The organism is Arsenophonus sp., assembly GCA_031446085.1.
Classification (GTDB): Bacteria; Pseudomonadota; Gammaproteobacteria; order Enterobacterales; family Enterobacteriaceae.
This window is the reverse complement of the sequence record CP132901.1, coordinates 295039-311487: the sequence shown is the minus strand read 5'-3', so window position 1 is coordinate 311487 and position 16449 is coordinate 295039. Positions and strand designations below refer to the sequence as shown.

Below are 16449 nucleotides of genomic sequence, written 5' to 3'. Positions count from 1 at the left end.
TAATAGAATAAGATAAAATCTAATTTTTTTATATTTTTACATAAATTTTTATGAAAAAAACTAAATATAGTGATCTCATTATTCTTGGATCTGGACCTGCTGGATATACAGCTGCTATTTATGCGGCAAGAGCAAATTTAAATTTATTTTTAATTACAGGAATACAACAGGGAGGTCAATTAACTACAACTAATGAAGTTGAAAATTGGCCTGGTGAACCTTTAAATGTATTAGGTCCAGTTTTAATGGATCGTATGTATGAGCATGTTAAAAAATTTATTTCAAAAAAGAATATTATTAATGATCATATTTATAGTGTAAATATTGAACAGAATCCATTCCAATTGTTTGGAGAAAATAATAATTATATATGTAAATCTTTAATAATTGCAACAGGTGCGTCTCCTAGATATTTAGGATTAGAGAATGAAAAAAAATATTTGGGTAGAGGTGTTTCTACTTGTGCTACATGCGATGGGTTTTTTTATAAGAATAAAGAAGTTGCTATTATTGGCGGTGGAAATACAGCAATTGAAGAGGCAATATATTTATCAAATATTGCTAAAAAAGTATATTTAATTCATCGTAGAGATAAGTTTAGAGCAGAAAAAATTATCATAAAAAGGTTAAAAAAAAAAATAAAAGAAAAAAATATAGTTTTGCATACTAATTGCATTATCAATGATATTATAGGTGATGATAATGGTATTAATGGAATAAAAATTTTTTCAAAAGATCAAAAATTAACATTTACTATTTTTGTTTCTGGAATATTTATAGCAATTGGACATATACCTAATACTCAAATTTTTAAAAATCAATTAAACTTGAAAAATGGTTACATTGAAGTAAATTCAGGATATCAAGGTAATGCAACGAAAACATCAGTTAATGGAGTTTTTGCTGCTGGAGATGTTATAGATCCAATATATCGTCAAGCGATAACTTCAGCTGCTTCAGGTTGTATGGCAGCAATTGATGCAGAACATTTTTTAGAAAAATAATCAAAAATTTAAAAAATTATCAAAAATATGTATATATTTAAAAATATAAATGAAGATAGTATCTTTTAATATTAATGGTATAAGAGCACATATACATCAATTATATGAAATCATAAATAAGTATAATCCGGATATTATTGGATTACAAGAAACTAAAGTGCACGATTTATTGTTTCCATGTGATAAAATTAATAATTTAGGATATGGATGTACATATTATGGTCAAAAGTCTCATTATGGTGTTGCTTTATTATATAAAAAAAAACCTTTAAAAATTTATAAAGGATTACCAAATGATCAAAAAAATGTACAACCCAGAGTAATATCTGCAATTTTTAAGATTGAAACAGGAAGTATGATTACTATCATAAATAGTTATTTTCCAAATGGAGAAAATAAAAAACATCCTATAAAATTTCCTGCTAAAAAAAAATTTTTTAAAGATTTTATCTCTTATTTAAAATCAATATTTTTTTATAAATCAAAAATTGTTATTATTGGAGATATGAATATTAGTCCAAGTGATTTAGATATTGGTATTGGATTAGCTAATATGATTCGTTGGTTAAAGATTGGAAAATGTGCTTTCTTACCAGAAGAAAGAAATTGGATTCAATTAATTCAAGATATTGGTTTTATTGATGTTTATCGAAAAAAAAATCCTAAAATAAAAGACAAATTTTCTTGGTTTGATTATCGTTCAAATGGTTTTAAATTTAATCGAGGTTTAAGAATAGATTTAATTTTATCTTCTTTAGAAGTTTTTAAAAAATGTAGTCAAATAGATATTGATTATGAAATTAGATCTATGCATAAACCATCAGATCATGCACCAGTTTGGGCTGATTTTGATTATGTTATCCTTTAATTTTTTAAAATATTTTTTTAAATAAAAATTGGATATTTATATTAAATATTTTTGGTGAGATGTCTGAGTGGTTGAAAGAGCATGATTGGAAATCATGTATACATACTAAATATGTATCAAGGGTTCGAATCCCTTTCTCACCTTAAATAAAGAAAAATAATGTATCAATTAATCTTAATAACATTAAAACTTTTAATTAAATCATCTAATTCTTTTATTTGTTTTAAAAAAGGTTCTAGTTTTTTTAATGGTAGTGCAGATGCACCATCACATTTTGCTTTATCTGGATTAGGATGTGATTCTAAAAATAAACCTGCTAAACCAACTGCAATTCCAGCTCTTGCTAATTCTACTATTTGATTTCTTCTTCCATTTGAAATTAAACTGTCTGGATTTCGAAATTGTAATGAATGAGTAACATCGAAAATTATTGGCAATCCATGTGAAATTTTTTTCATAATATTAAATCCTAACATATCAACTATTAAATTATCGTATCCAAATGTAACACCTCTTTCACAAATAATTATATTTTCATTACCTAATTTTTTAAATTTTTTAATAATATTTCCAATTTGAGCAGGACTAATGAATGGAGGTTTTTTAATATTTATAATTTTATTACTTGTTGCAATTTTTTTAATAAGATCAGTTTGTCGGCCTAGAAATGCAGGTAGTTGAATTATGTCGACTATTTTTGATATTAATGGAACTTGATTTTGTTCATGAACATCTGTAATAATTTTTACGTTAAATTCTTTTTTAATTTTTTTAAAAATTTGAATCCCTTTTTTAATTCCAGGCCCTCTGTATGATTGAATAGAAGAACGATTTGCTTTATCAAAAGATGCTTTAAATATATAAGGTATTTTAAGTTTTTCTGTAATTTTTACGTATTTTTCACATATTTGCATTGCTAAGTCATATGACTCTAACACATTCATTCCTCCAAATAAAACGAATGGAAGATGATTAGCAATTTTAATTTTGTCGAGATATATAATTTTATTACACATTTAATACACTCTTTAATAAAAAAAATTATAAAAATATTATTTTTTTAATGATAAAAACTATGTATTTATATGATATTAAAAATATTGATATTTACCAATAGTAATTCTATCAAAATTATTATAATCTTTAATAGATAAAATATTTTTATACTTGTATTTTCTAAATAAAAATTGTACTCTTTTTTTTTGAAATTCACTATGTTCAATCAAAAGCCAACCTTTATTTTTTAAATAAAAAGTGGCATTATTTATAATGATTTCAATATCTTTTAAACCATTGTTTTTAGAAATTAATGCTATTTTTGGTTCAAATCTGATATCATTTAATTCTAAACTAACATTAGATGAAGAAATGTAAGGAGGGTTACTAACAATAATATTAAATTTAGAATTCTTGGATATTTTACTAAACCAATTGCTTTGATAAAAATTAACGTTTTTTATTTTTAATAAACGAGAATTGTATTTTGCAATTTTTATTGCATGATGACTGATATCTACTCCAGTAATTTGAGATTTTTTTAATTCTTTAGCTAGTGCTAAAGATATTGCTCCTGTTCCAGTACCTAAATCTAGAATTTTATTTTTTTTATTATTATTAATAAGTATTAGACTTTGTTCAACTAAAGATTCTGTTTCTGGACGAGGAATAAAAGTTTTTTTAGAAACATAAATAGGAATAGACCAGAATTCTTTTTTTTTTGTTATATAAGATATCGGATAACCAATATAACGTTTTTTTAATAAAAAATTTAGTTTTTTTAATTTTTTTTTATGAATTTGTGTTTCTTGAAAAGCTAAAATATAACAAATTTTTTTTTTACGATGTGTTTTAATAATATGAAAGCATCTAACTGAGGTGTTTTACTATATATTAAAGTTTTTGTTGCATGATGTATCCAATCTTGATAATTCATTGTTTTTTTCCAAAAAATTATTAATTTTTTCAATTTGGTTGTGTTTGATTAAATGTTTTAAAATGATTTCTAATTTTCCATTCATTACTTCTTCGAGTTGATATATTGTTAAATTGATACGATGATCTGTAATTCTACCTTGTATAAAATTATATGTTCTGATTCTATCAGATCTTTCTCCAGAACCTAATAAAATTTTTCTTTGCAATGTTTCTTTTTCATGTTTTTTTTTATTTTCAATTGCTTTTAATCTTGATGCTAATACAGAAATAGCTTTCGATTTATTTTTATGTTGAGATCTTTCATTTTGACATTCCACCACTATTCCAGTTGGAATGTGTGTAATACGAATTGCTGAGTCTGTTGTATTGACATGTTGTCCTCCTGCTCCAGACGAGCGAAAAGTATCTATTCTAAGATCATTTAAATTAATTTGATTTATTTCTTTTTTAGAAACAAATGGAATTACGGCAACTGTACATGTAGATGTATGTATTCTTCCTTGAGATTCTGTATTTGGAACACGTTGTACTCTATGTCCTCCTGATTCAAATTGAAGATAGTAGTATGTATTTTTACCACTAATTTTCGTGATAATTTCTTTATATCCCCCATGCTCACCTGGATGGAAATTAATTATTTCTAATAACCAATTATTAATTTCTGCATAGCGATAATACATTCTAAAAAGATTTCCAGCAAAAATTGCAGATTCATGACCACCAGTAGCTGATCTTATTTCTAATAAGCAATTTTTTTTATCTTCTGATTTTTTAGGTAATAAATTTAAATATATTTTTTTTTTTAATTCTTGATTATATTTTTCTAATTTTTCTAATTCAATTTTTGCTATTTCATAAATTTCCTTATCGTTAAGTAATATTTTTGTATTTTTAATATTTTTTTGAACTTTTTTCCATTTTTTAAATATATGAACAATATTTTTTAAACTTGAATATTCTTTTGACAAAGATATCAATAATTTTGAGTTATTAACTGTATCAATTTTGATTAAATCTTGTTTAATTTTCTTGTATCGTTTTTCTAAATCGTTTAATTTATTTATAATAATGTCATGCATTCATTTTATTTCCTATATTTTAATATTTTTTTATTTTGTAAAATGATTTAAAATCTGTTATAAATGAACAATTTTTTTCAGGTTAAAGTAATTATAATTATTTTAATATTCATTTGGAAGATATTTTTCAAAATATGGATTAAAAAAAATCAAAAAGGATTCATTAATGATATCATTTCGTCATTTTAAATATTTTTCATATTACAAAATTTTATTTTTTTTAATGATTTTATTTTTTTTATCATCTTGTGTTTTACATAATGAAAATATAAAAATTAAAAAAATTGATTTTAAAAAAAATGTTTTATGGAATAAAAATAAAAAAATATTAAAAAAACTAGAAAATTTAAAAGTTAAAGGCACTATTTATTATTTAAATAACAAAAATATAATTTATTGTAAATTTATTTTACAGCAAAAAAATTTATTTCAATATTCTATCTTAATTAAAGATCCGTTAGGATTTTATCAATATATGATTAATGTATCATATGATAATATTGATTTCAAAAATCAACATGGTACATTTTATAATAGAGATATTTTTCAGATCAAAAAAAATATATTGAATCAATATTCATCAATATTCAATTTAATTAAAAATTTATCATATTGGATTATTGGTTTGCCAAAAAATAAATCTTTGATAACAATAAATAATTTTGGTTTTTTAAAATCTATTAAATATATTGATAAAAATGAAAGATATTTTATTAAATATCTTTCTTTTTATAAAAAAAGAGATATTTTCTTGCCAAAAAATATTGAAATTCAATGGAAAAAAGAATTATTTGTTCTTAAAATAAATAACTGGATTTATTATTCATGAAATTAATATGGCCATCACCTGCAAAAATAAATTTATTTCTTTATATTCTTAATAAAAGAAGGGATCATTATCATGAGATACAAACTTTTTTTCAATTAATTAATTATTGTGATTTTATTTATATGAAATTTAGAAATGATGATTTAATTAAATTACATACTTTAGATAAAAGATTAAATAAAAAAAATAATTTAATTATTAAAGCAGCTTTTTTATTAAAACAATATATTATTGAAAAAAATGAAAAAAATTATTGTCGAGGGATAGATATATATCTTAATAAAAATATTCCTATTGGATCTGGATTAGGTGGAGGTTCATCTAATGCTGCTACTACATTAATTGCTTTAAATTATTATTGGAAATCTAATATTAATAATAAAGAATTTTTAATATTAGCAAAAAAACTTGGTGCTGATGTACCTTTATTTATCAAAGGTAGGACAGGATTTGCAGAAGGAATTGGAGAAAAAATCATTCCAATAAAATTGAAAAAAAAGTGGTATTTGATTTTGTATCCTAAATTAGAAATATCTACTCTAAAAATATTTTCAAATTTTAAATTTAAAAAACGTTCCTATAAATTTTCATTGATAGAATTATTAAATAAACCATATCATAATGATTTCGAAAAAATAGTAAGAGATCAATTTCCTAAGGTTGAAGCTTTATTTTCTTGGTTATCTCAATATAAATCTTGTTATTTAACTGGAACTGGTAGTAGTGTTTTTGCTGAATTTTATAAAAAAGAAAAAAAAATAGCTTATAAATTATTAAATAAAATTCCAAATTGGGTTTTTGGTTTTGTTTCTAGTAGTATGAACAAATCTACTTTAAATATTTTACGTAAAAACATATAAAAATGAAAATTTTTATTAAATCTAGATAATAATTATTAATTTTTAATTGAGTTTTTGTATGCCAAATATGAAAATTTTTTCTGGAAATGCTACATTATATCTTGCTAAAAATATTGCTAATCGATTATATGCTACACTTGGAAATGCTACAGTAGGTCGATTTAGTGATGGTGAAATAAGTGTAGAAATTAATGAAAACGTACGAGGAGATGATATATTTATCATACAATCTACTTGTGCTCCTACAAATGATAATTTAATGGAATTAGTAGTCATGGTAGATGCATTACGTCGTGCTTCTGCTGGAAGAATTACTGCTGTAATTCCTTACTTTGGATATTCTAGACAAGATCGTAGAGTAAGATCAGCTAGAGTACCAATTACAGCTAAGATAGTTGCTGATTTTTTATCTAGTGTAGGAGTGGATAGAGTTTTAACTGTTGATTTACATGCAGAACAAATTCAAGGTTTTTTTGATGTGCCAGTAGATAATGTTTTTGGTAGTGCTGTTTTATTAGATGATATGCTTAAAAAAGAATTAGATAATCCAATTGTAGTATCTCCTGATATTGGTGGAGTAGTACGTGCACGTGCAATTGCAAAATTATTATATGATACTGATATGGCAATTATTGATAAAAGAAGACCACGTGCAAATGTTTCTAAAATTATGAACATTATAGGAGATGTTGCTCGTCGTGATTGCATTTTAGTAGATGATATGATTGATACTGGAGGGACAATGTGTCAAGCAGCAGAAGTATTGAAAGAAAGAGGTGCAAAACGTGTTTTTGCATATGCTACTCATCCAATATTTTCTGGAAATACAGTTTTAAAAATTAAGAATTCTCTTATTGATGAAGTGGTAGTATGTGATACTATTCCACTTTCTTCTGAAATTAAAAAATTAAATAAAGTACGTTCTTTAACTTTATCTGATATGTTAGCAGAAGCTATTAGAAGAATTAGTAATGAAGAATCGATATCGGCTATGTTTGAACATTAGTTATAAAATTATATTTTATATATATTGTATATTTTAAATACAATTACAATATAATATTTAATTATTTTAAAGTAATTATTAGAAATTAAAAATTCTATTAATACATATAAAACTGTTATAATGAATAAAATTAAATTAATTGTTGGTTTGGGAAATCCAGAAAAAAAATATTTTCTTACTAGACATAATATTGGATATTGGTATTTAAATTTATTAATGAGAAATTATAATATAATTTCTAAAAAAAAATATCCTTTAGGATATATTCATCAAATTATGATAGAAAATAATAAGGTATTTTTACTTTTTCCTAAAACATATATTAATTTGAGTGGTTTATCTGTATCTTATATTAAAGATATTTATTCAATAAAAAATAATGAAATACTTATAGCTTATGATGATTTAACTCTACCAATTGGTAGAGCAAAAATTAAATTTGGTAATACTTATGTTACTCATAATGGAATTAGAAATATTGAAGACGTTTTGAAAAATAATAATTTTTATCGTTTGAGAATTGGGATAGGTCATCCAGGAAAAAAACAAAATGTTACAAGATTTTTATTAAATATACCATCTATTAGAGAAAGAAAAATTATTAATTATTGTATAAATAAAATTGTTTTAGCTACAAAATTTTTTTTTAGTGAAGGACCAAATAAAGCTATTAATTATTTACATAATTTAAAATAGAAAATTTAACATAATGGGTTTATGATGTCTTTTAAATTAGGAATTATAGGTTTGCCTAACGTAGGAAAATCTACTTTATTTAATTTGTTAACAAATTCAATGATTGAATCTGCCAATTATCCATTTTGTACTATTGATCCGAATATAGCAATAGTGCCTATTCAAGATTGTAGATTATATCAAATTGCAGAAATAGTAAAACCAAAAAAAATATCTCCAAGTACAATAGAATTTATAGATATTGCAGGATTAGTAAAAAATGCTCATAAAGGATCAGGTTTAGGAAATAATTTTTTAAATAACATTAAAAATGTAAACGCAATTATTCATTTAATCCGCTGTTTTAAAGACGATAAAATTATTCATGTTTATAAGAACATTGATCCTATTCGTGATATGAATATTGTTCATAAAGAATTATTGTTTTCTGATTTACATCTTTGTGAACGTAGTTTAAAACGTGTCAAAAAAAGTAATATTTTAAATAGAACAAATCATGAAAATAAAGAAGAAATTCGTATTTTAGAGAAATGTTTTGCTCATCTTCAAAATTTTAAAATGTTAAGTACTTTATCTTTGAATGATAAAGAAATAAAAGTAATTGATTATCTTCAGTTTTTAACTTTAAAACCAATAATGTATATTGCTAATGTTGATCATAATAATACAAATAGCAAAAATATATATTTAAAAAATTTAGAAGAATATTTCAAAGATAAAAATATAAAGTGTATTATTCGAATATATGCAAAATCAAAACAAAGAAATATTAATTTTAATAAAAAAAATGAATTAAATATGCAATTAAATTCAATTATAAATAAAAGTTTTAAATTATTGAATTTAAATACTTTTTTTACTGTTGGGAAAAAAGAAGTCAAATCATGGATAGTTAAAAAAGGTGTAACAGCATTAGAAGCTGCAAATATGATACATAGTGATATAAAAAAAGGTTTTATTCGTGCTAAAACTATTTCTATTAATGATTTTATTAAATATAAAGGAGAGATAAATGTTAAAAAATTTGGAAAAATAAGATTAGAAGGTAAAAAATATATTATTCAAGATGGAGATATATTAAATTTTTTGTTTAATATTTAGCTAATTAACGGTTTCTAAATATTATTCTTCCTTTACTTAAATCATAAGGTGTTAATTGAACAATAACTTTATCTCCAGTTAATATCCTAATATAATTTTTTCTCATTTTTCCTGAAATATGAGCTATTATTATATGTTCATTTTCTAATTTAACTCTAAACATTGTATTCGGTAAAGTATCTAGCACAACACCTGACATTTCTATATTTTCTTCTTTATTCATTTGAGTCTCTTTATATTTTTTTTCAAAAAAACAATTTTGACATATTTTATTCAGATAGTTTTAAATTTAAAACTACTATTTTCAATAGTATACAAATAAAATTTATTATCAACAATAATTTTATAAAAATATTTACATATTTTTTTGAACAAAAAATTGAAATATAGAATTTTTTTTATTAATAGCACGAGATTCAAATTTACTTATTAATTGATTGGAAATAAGTTTTATATAATTATTTAAAAATGGAAAATATGATTTCTGATCATTAATTAAACTAATGTTGTTAATAATGTGATTTGCATATGAACTACAATCCGTCATTATATGAATAATACCTTTATTTCTTAATTTTTTTAAAAGTATCTCCAAAAAAATTTTTTTTATCATTCTCCGTTTATGATGTTTTCTTTTATGCCAAGGATCAGGAAAAAAAATTTGTATTACAGATAATGAATTATTCGGAATCATTAATTTTAAAACGGATATTGCATCATAATAGATAATTTTTAAATTTTTTATATTTTCTTTTTCAGCTTGAATAAAACAAGAAAAAATTCCTTTTTTATATACTTCTATTCCTAAAATATTTTTTTTAGTATTTTTTTTTGCTGTTTGAATTAATAATTTACCGGATCCAAAACCTATTTCTAATATAACAGGGTATGTATTATGAAATATTTCTTTTATTGATATTGGATTATTTACAAAATTTAATCCAAAATAGGGCCATAATTTTTTAAATATTTCTTGTTTTTTTTGATTTAATTTTCTATTTCTTAAAACAAAACTATGTATATGATGCATAATAGAAATATTTTATTTATTATGATAAATAATTTATTATATATATTTTAAAAATTTTCTAAAGTAAATTATGAATAATTTAGTTTTTTCTTCTCTTATAATTGAATGGTATACAAAATATGGTAGAAAATATTTACCATGGCAAATTGAAAATAATGATTATTATGTTTGGGTTTCTGAAATTATGCTACAACAAACTCAAGTAAAAACTGTAATTCCTTATTTTAAAAAGTTTATTTCATTTTGTCCTAATGTGATATCTGTAGCAAATAAAAATATAAATGAAATTTATTATCTCTGGAATGGTTTAGGATATTATAATAGAGCAAAAAATTTATATAATGCAGCTAAAAAAATATTAAATGTTTATAATGGAATTTTTCCTAATTCATTTGATGAAATAATTAAATTGCCAGGAATTGGTCGTTCTACAGCCGGTGCAATTTTATCATTGTCAAGAAATCAATGTTTTCCAATTTTAGATGGCAATGTAAAAAGAATTTTAAGTCGTTATTATGGAATTTATGAATATATCAATAAAAAAAAAACTGAAAATAAATTATGGAATTTAATGAATCAAATAATTTCTAAAAAATATCCTAGAAAGTTCAATCAAGGTATGATGGATTTAGGTTCTCAAATTTGTACTTATAGAAATCCAAAATGTTATATTTGTCCTTTAAATAAAAAATGTTATGCATTTATAAACAATACTTTTAATGAACTTCCAAATAAAAAAATAATAAGAATTAAATTAAATAAAAAAATATGGATAGTCATTTTAGAAAAAAATAATAATTTTTGGTTGGAGAAACGTTTAAATACTGGAATTTTATCTAATTTATATAGCTTTCCAGAATTTACTAGTTTACATAAACTATATCAATGGTTAAAAAAAAAAGAAATCAATAAAGTTTCTTTAAAAGAAATCAAATCTTTTCAACATTATTTAAGTCATATAAATTTAAATATTTTTCCAATTTATTGTTCTATAAATGAAAATATTATCAAGCTAGATAAAAAAAAAGGTATTTGGTATAATAAAAAACAAGATATTAAAGTTGGAATACCAACAATAGTTAAAAAAATATTAAATTTGTTAAATAATTAAATTGATAAATATTATTAAAAATAGGAATATCAATAATGAATAAAATCATATTTTGTAAATTTTTTAAAAAAAATTCTGAACAATTAGATTTTCCTCCTTATCCTACAAAATTAGGGGAAAAAATATTTAATGAAATTTCTAAGCAAGCTTGGAAAAAATGGTTAAAAAAACAAACTGTTATCATTAATGAAAAAAAATTAAATACAACAAATACTCAAGATAAATCTATATTAGAAAGAGAGATGATTAATTTTTTATTTAAAAAAAATATAAAAAATTTTTAATTATTGAATAATTTTTTAGTTATATTATTTTTATATCAAATGAAAATAAAAAATATTTTTTATATTCATCTAATTATCATAGCAATTTATTGTAAAATAGCGAATTCTTTTAATAATCATAAAGATACTAATGCTTTTGAATTGTTGTTACAACAATATGCTAATAATGTTCAAAATATTTGGGGTAATGATGAAATATTAGTTATTGGTCCCAGTGATTATGTTGAATATACTGATCAATATAAAACTAGAAGTTACATGAATTTGTATTCTGGTAGAATTACTATTGAAACTATTTCTCAAATTAAACCAATAGAAAATATTAAAAAAGCATTAATAACTATATTATTAATGAGTAATAATTTTAAAAATTTAGATTCTAGTTTAAAAAAATTAAAAAATAAGAATAATATTTTTTTATTTGGAAAAGTTTTAGATAATACTAATCAATTAGTTCAATGGAAATGGAGAGCTCAGAAATTTGCTGAATTTATTTTAAAAAATAAATTAAAAAAACGTCAATCCGGATTAAACATTATTTGGTTTGTTACAATACAATTATCAGATATTACTTTAAATAAAAAGGCTAAAATTTTTCTCCCTTATGTTCAAAAAGCTGCAAAAAAATATTCTATAGATGTTCCATTAATATTAGCTATTATTCAAATAGAATCTAATTTTGATCCATATGCTATTAGTCGATCTCATGCTTTAGGATTAATGCAAATTATACCTAATACAGCTGGGAAAGATGTATTCGTTTATTTTCAAAGAAAAAAAAGTATACCAACAAAATCTTATTTATTAGATCCTCAAAATAATATTGATGTTGGTACTGCTTATTTATCATTATTACAAAATATTTATTTACATGAAATTAATAATGAGTTATCGAAAAGATATGTTATAATTGCTGCTTATAATGCCGGAGTAAATAATATTTTAAAATTATTTAATAAAGATATTAAAATATCTATTAATATTATTAATAGTATGCCACCTGATGATGTGTATCATATTTTGATTACAAAACATCCTAATATAAAGTTACGTAATTATTTAATTAAAGTAAACGATGCACATGAAAATTATAAAAATATTTTATTTAAAGTAAAAAATATGTAATATATATAATAAACTAGAAAAATAAAAAATATATGCCCGGATAGCTCAGTTGGTAGAGCAGAGGACTGAAAATCCTCGTGTCGGCGGTTCAATTCCGCCTCCGGGCAATTTTTTATATTTCATTAAAATTCACTAGTTTTTTTATAAAATATTTCTCCACTTTTTGTTTCAATAAGTTTTATTTCAATTAATTTTTTGTCATGATAGCTAAAAATTTCTAAACAAAGAACATATTTCGAATGAATATAACGAGCTAACATAATTTCTTTGGCACAACTAATTAAATTATCTTCTTTTAATAATCCTATTTTTTTATATGTTTCATTAATTTGTTCTGGAGATATTGTAATAATATTTTTCCTTTTTATTATATCACTTATCATGTTAGTAATATATTTATTTGGAATAAATATATTAGTATTATTTTTGATAGAATTAATTAACAAACTTTGATTTTCTTTAAAAGAAAATTCTTTTAGTAGTTCATTAATTAATGATAATATTATTTGGTTCCAATTAGTTTCTTTGTTAATTTTTTTTGAATTATTAAAAACATAATTTTTATAAGAAAAATTTTTATTTTTTAAAAGAGATGGATTTTTTATTTTTTGATTTGATGTACATGATAAAATACATAGGTTTATTAAAAATAATAATATAATTTTTTTCATATATTTTTTATGATTGATTGATATATTTTACATAAACAGTTAAAAACTATTTAATTGTTTTCCTCCAATTAAATGTATATGAATATGTGATATTTCCTGACCTGCATCTTTGTTACAGTTTAATATCAATCGATATCCACTAGAAGCAATATTTTTATTTTTTGCAATTTTAGTTGCAATATAAATCATATGACCTAATATTTTTATGTGTTTCTTTTTCATATGGTTTAATGTTGGAATTAAAATATTAGAAATAACAAGTATATGTATTGGTGCTTTTGGATTAATATCATTAAAAGCTGTAACAAGTTTATCTTGATATATAAGATTTGTTTTTGTTTTGTGTTGTATAATGTCATTGAAATTGTTTTTAAAATTCATTTTTTAATTCCTTAAAATAATCTAATTAATTTAGTTTTAATTTAAAAAGAGTACAAAAATTTTTTGTTGTTTCTTTTGCTAAATTATCAATATTAATTTTTTTTATATTTGCTAGTATTTTTGCTGTATGTATGATGTATGAAGGTTCATTTTCTTTTCCCCGATGAGGTACTGGTGTTAAATATGGAGAATCAGTTTCAATTAAGATACGATCCATAGGTATTGTTTTTGCAGTTTGTCTAATATTTTCTGCATTTTTAAATGTTAAAATACCAGAGAAAGATATATACAATCCTAAATCTAACATTTTTTTTGCTACATTTTTATTACTGTTAAAACAATGAATAATCCCCCCACATTCTTGTATCTTTTCATTTTTTAAAATATTTAACACATCTTTTTCTGATTTTCTCATATGAATAATGATCGGTTTTTTTAATTTTTTCCCAATAAAAATATGTTTAGAAAATATTTTTTGTTGCAATATTTTATTATTATTTTTTATATAGTAATCTAAACCAGTTTCTCCTAATGCAATAACTTTTTTTTTAGAAGCTAGAAATTCGAATTGATTAAATAAATCAATTTGATTTACATTTTGAGGGTGAATGCCGCAAGACATGAATATATTTTTATTTTGATTAATTTTTTTGTATATTTTTACATGTTCTTTTAAACTAGTTGATATTGATAATATATATTTTACTTTTTTTTTTTGTGCTTTATTAATAATGTGTTGTATATTTTGATATTTTCTATAATGATTTAGATCATTTAGATGACAGTGTGAATCTATAAAAAAATTTTTCATTTTATTTGTATTATCCTTTTAATTAAAGATTTTTTCTTGCCAATTTATTAATTGAGATACTAATTGAATTTTTTTATTAATATTAATCTTAGATTTTAATCTAAAATAGTATATATTCCATTCTTTAATTATTTCAAATAACATATCATTAGAATGTAGTAGATTTAATTGGTTAATTAAATCTAATTGATCTGTATTAATAATAAAATTTTCTATCTTCATTTTATTTTTTAATACATCTATTAAAATAGTAATTAACCAATATAATTTAATAGATATATTATTTTGATTGAATTCAGATAACCATAAAAGAAGATTTTTATTTATTAAACTGTTTCTTAATAAATAAAAAAATTTTTTTCTTTTTATCCAATTTTCTATATGTATTAAATTGAAAGCTAATTTTGGATTATTAATATGTAAATTTGAAATAATTTCTAATTCATTATTAGATAATTGAGATGTATATTTTTTCAACCATAAAATTAATGTTTCTTTTTTTGGAGAATCAATTGAAATACATATACAACGACTTTGAATAGTTTTAAGTATTTTATTTTTGTTATGAGTACTCAATAAAAAAATAATATTTTTTTTAGGTTCTTCTAATACTTTAAGTAATAAAGTCATAGATTCTATTGTCAAAAATTCTATATTTTTAATCCAAATTATTTTTCTATTTTGATAGGAAGAATAATATAGATGACTAATTATATTTCTTAGATTATTGATATCTATTTTGTTTATATATTTTCCACATTGGATTTTATAAAAATCTGGATGATTAGATTTTAAAATTAATTGACAGGCATGACAAGAAAAACAACTTTTTAGATTATTTGGATTCATACAAAATAATCTTTGACTAATTTTTTTTATTAATATATCAGTACCAAGTCCAATCTTAGTATTTATAAGCATCGAATAATTTTTTTTATTATTTAAATATCCTGATATAATTTGTCTATATGGATTACTAAGCCAAGGATACCAAATTATTTCTTGTTTTTTAATATATTTATCCAATTTAATAATATATTTTTAATATCTGTATTTACTTTTTTTAATGGTTGATTAGCATCAATTTTTATAATATTTTTTTCTTTTTTTGTTAGTTTTATGTAGAAATTATAAATTCTATAAAAAAAATTTATAGATTCTTTTTCGAAGATATCTATATTTTTGTTTATATTAATTCTTTTTAAACATAATTCAGGAGTAATATCAAGATATATTATGAGATCTGGACGTATTTTTTTTAAAACATGTTTTTTGAGATTCAGAATAAATCTTAAATCTATATTTCTTCCTGCTCCTTGATATGCTTGAGATGAAATTTCATTTCTGTCACTAATAATCCAATATCCTTTTTTTAAAAGAGGATTTATTACTTGTTCTACTAGTTGTGCTCGAGCAGCATACATCATAAATAGTTCAGCTTGAGCAACTATTTTTTCATTTTTTATTCCAAATTTTATTAAATTTCTTATTGTTTCGCCTAATTTTGTGCTTCCAGGTTCTCTAATACAATGAATAGATTTTATTCCAATTTTTTTTAGAATGTTATAAACTGTATTTGTTGCTGTTGTTTTTCCCGATTTTTCCATTCCTTCTAAGACTATATAACAATTTTTCATAGAATTATTAATTAATTTTTT

20 protein-coding genes and 2 tRNA genes are annotated in these 16449 nt (G+C 21.5%); 12 read left to right on the top strand and 10 right to left on the bottom strand.

The window, feature by feature from the left end:
* The first annotated feature begins 50 nt into the window (after positions 1–50).
* The 3 genes from trxB to RA161_01505 all read left to right on the top strand — a co-directional run bounded on the left by trxB (position 51) and on the right by RA161_01505 (position 2015).
* Positions 51–1004 (top strand): thioredoxin-disulfide reductase, encoded by a 954-nt coding sequence (trxB, locus tag RA161_01515; GenBank protein WMY97214.1) that lies wholly within the window; start codon positions 51–53, stop codon positions 1002–1004.
* 49 nt (positions 1005–1053) lie between these two features.
* Positions 1054–1872 carry an exodeoxyribonuclease III gene (xthA, locus tag RA161_01510; protein ID WMY97213.1) on the top strand — a complete coding sequence of 273 codons (819 nt, stop codon included), beginning with the start codon at positions 1054–1056 and terminating at the stop codon, positions 1870–1872.
* A 53-nt stretch (positions 1873–1925) separates the two neighbouring features.
* Positions 1926–2015, top strand: a tRNA-Ser gene (locus RA161_01505).
* Between the two features lie 21 nt (positions 2016–2036).
* Here the strand turns inward: RA161_01505 and kdsA are convergent.
* The 3 genes from kdsA to prfA all read right to left on the bottom strand — a co-directional run bounded on the left by kdsA (position 2037) and on the right by prfA (position 4886).
* Positions 2037–2888: a 3-deoxy-8-phosphooctulonate synthase gene (kdsA, locus tag RA161_01500; protein WMY97212.1), complete on the bottom strand. Its 852-nt coding sequence runs from the start codon at positions 2886–2888 to the stop codon at positions 2037–2039.
* Between the two features lie 75 nt (positions 2889–2963).
* On the bottom strand, positions 2964–3668 hold the full coding sequence (gene prmC / locus RA161_01495; GenBank protein WMY97753.1) for a peptide chain release factor N(5)-glutamine methyltransferase: 705 nt from the start codon (positions 3666–3668) through the stop codon (positions 2964–2966).
* Positions 3669–3755: 87 nt separating this feature from the next.
* A complete protein-coding gene (prfA, locus tag RA161_01490; protein ID WMY97211.1) occupies positions 3756–4886 on the bottom strand; it encodes a peptide chain release factor 1 in 1131 nt (376 codons plus the stop codon).
* A 166-nt stretch (positions 4887–5052) separates the two neighbouring features.
* Here prfA and lolB point away from each other — a divergent pair, with 166 nt between their 5' ends.
* The 5 genes from lolB to ychF all read left to right on the top strand — a co-directional run bounded on the left by lolB (position 5053) and on the right by ychF (position 9378).
* Positions 5053–5715, top strand: a complete 663-nt coding sequence (gene lolB, locus RA161_01485) for a lipoprotein insertase outer membrane protein LolB (GenBank protein ID WMY97210.1) — start codon at positions 5053–5055, stop codon at positions 5713–5715.
* Positions 5712–6575: a 4-(cytidine 5'-diphospho)-2-C-methyl-D-erythritol kinase gene (gene ispE / locus RA161_01480; GenBank protein WMY97209.1), complete on the top strand. Its 864-nt coding sequence runs from the start codon at positions 5712–5714 to the stop codon at positions 6573–6575. The genes lolB and ispE overlap by 4 nt, the downstream gene beginning before the upstream one ends.
* Positions 6576–6633: 58 nt before the next feature.
* Positions 6634–7581, top strand: coding sequence for a ribose-phosphate pyrophosphokinase (locus tag RA161_01475; GenBank protein WMY97208.1), 948 nt, complete (start codon positions 6634–6636; stop codon positions 7579–7581).
* 120 nt (positions 7582–7701) lie between these two features.
* Positions 7702–8277, top strand: a complete 576-nt coding sequence (pth, locus tag RA161_01470; GenBank protein ID WMY97207.1) for an aminoacyl-tRNA hydrolase — start codon at positions 7702–7704, stop codon at positions 8275–8277.
* 24 nt (positions 8278–8301) lie between these two features.
* The gene (gene ychF / locus RA161_01465; GenBank protein WMY97206.1) at positions 8302–9378 is read left to right on the top strand and encodes a redox-regulated ATPase YchF; all 1077 of its coding nucleotides are present in this window, start codon (positions 8302–8304) and stop codon (positions 9376–9378) included.
* A 4-nt stretch (positions 9379–9382) separates the two neighbouring features.
* Here the strand turns inward: ychF and infA are convergent, their stop codons facing one another.
* Both infA and trmB read right to left on the bottom strand, forming a co-directional pair.
* Positions 9383–9601, bottom strand: a complete 219-nt coding sequence (infA, locus tag RA161_01460) for a translation initiation factor IF-1 (protein WMY97205.1) — start codon at positions 9599–9601, stop codon at positions 9383–9385.
* Positions 9602–9733: 132 nt separating this feature from the next.
* The gene (gene trmB / locus RA161_01455; GenBank protein WMY97204.1) at positions 9734–10408 is read right to left on the bottom strand and encodes a tRNA (guanosine(46)-N7)-methyltransferase TrmB; all 675 of its coding nucleotides are present in this window, start codon (positions 10406–10408) and stop codon (positions 9734–9736) included.
* Between the two features lie 70 nt (positions 10409–10478).
* Between trmB and mutY the strand changes: the two genes are divergently transcribed.
* The 4 genes from mutY to RA161_01435 all read left to right on the top strand — a co-directional run bounded on the left by mutY (position 10479) and on the right by RA161_01435 (position 13035).
* A complete protein-coding gene (gene mutY, locus RA161_01450) occupies positions 10479–11519 on the top strand; it encodes an A/G-specific adenine glycosylase (GenBank protein ID WMY97203.1) in 1041 nt (346 codons plus the stop codon).
* A 35-nt stretch (positions 11520–11554) separates the two neighbouring features.
* Entirely contained in the window at positions 11555–11803 is a 249-nt protein-coding gene (locus RA161_01445; protein ID WMY97715.1) for an oxidative damage protection protein, read from the top strand.
* Positions 11804–11842: 39 nt separating this feature from the next.
* Entirely contained in the window at positions 11843–12928 is a 1086-nt protein-coding gene (mltC, locus tag RA161_01440; GenBank protein ID WMY97714.1) for a membrane-bound lytic murein transglycosylase MltC, read from the top strand.
* Positions 12929–12962: 34 nt separating this feature from the next.
* Positions 12963–13035 (top strand) — tRNA-Phe (locus RA161_01435).
* A gap of 15 nt (positions 13036–13050) precedes the next feature.
* Here RA161_01435 and RA161_01430 read toward each other — a convergent pair.
* Genes RA161_01430 through tmk form a run of 5 tightly spaced genes read right to left on the bottom strand, consistent with a single transcriptional unit; the run spans position 13051 to position 16428 of the window.
* Positions 13051–13599 (bottom strand): hypothetical protein, encoded by a 549-nt coding sequence (locus RA161_01430; GenBank protein ID WMY97713.1) that lies wholly within the window; start codon positions 13597–13599, stop codon positions 13051–13053.
* Between the two features lie 39 nt (positions 13600–13638).
* Positions 13639–13980 (bottom strand): HIT domain-containing protein, encoded by a 342-nt coding sequence (locus RA161_01425; GenBank protein WMY97712.1) that lies wholly within the window; start codon positions 13978–13980, stop codon positions 13639–13641.
* 25 nt (positions 13981–14005) lie between these two features.
* Positions 14006–14791 (bottom strand): YchF/TatD family DNA exonuclease, encoded by a 786-nt coding sequence (locus RA161_01420; protein ID WMY97711.1) that lies wholly within the window; start codon positions 14789–14791, stop codon positions 14006–14008.
* Positions 14792–14809: 18 nt separating this feature from the next.
* Complete coding sequence (locus RA161_01415; protein WMY97710.1) at positions 14810–15817, bottom strand: DNA polymerase III subunit delta' C-terminal domain-containing protein; 1008 nt, start codon at positions 15815–15817, stop codon at positions 14810–14812.
* Complete coding sequence (tmk, locus tag RA161_01410) at positions 15787–16428, bottom strand: dTMP kinase (protein WMY97709.1); 642 nt, start codon at positions 16426–16428, stop codon at positions 15787–15789. The genes RA161_01415 and tmk overlap by 31 nt, the downstream gene beginning before the upstream one ends.
* Positions 16429–16449 lie beyond the last annotated feature (21 nt).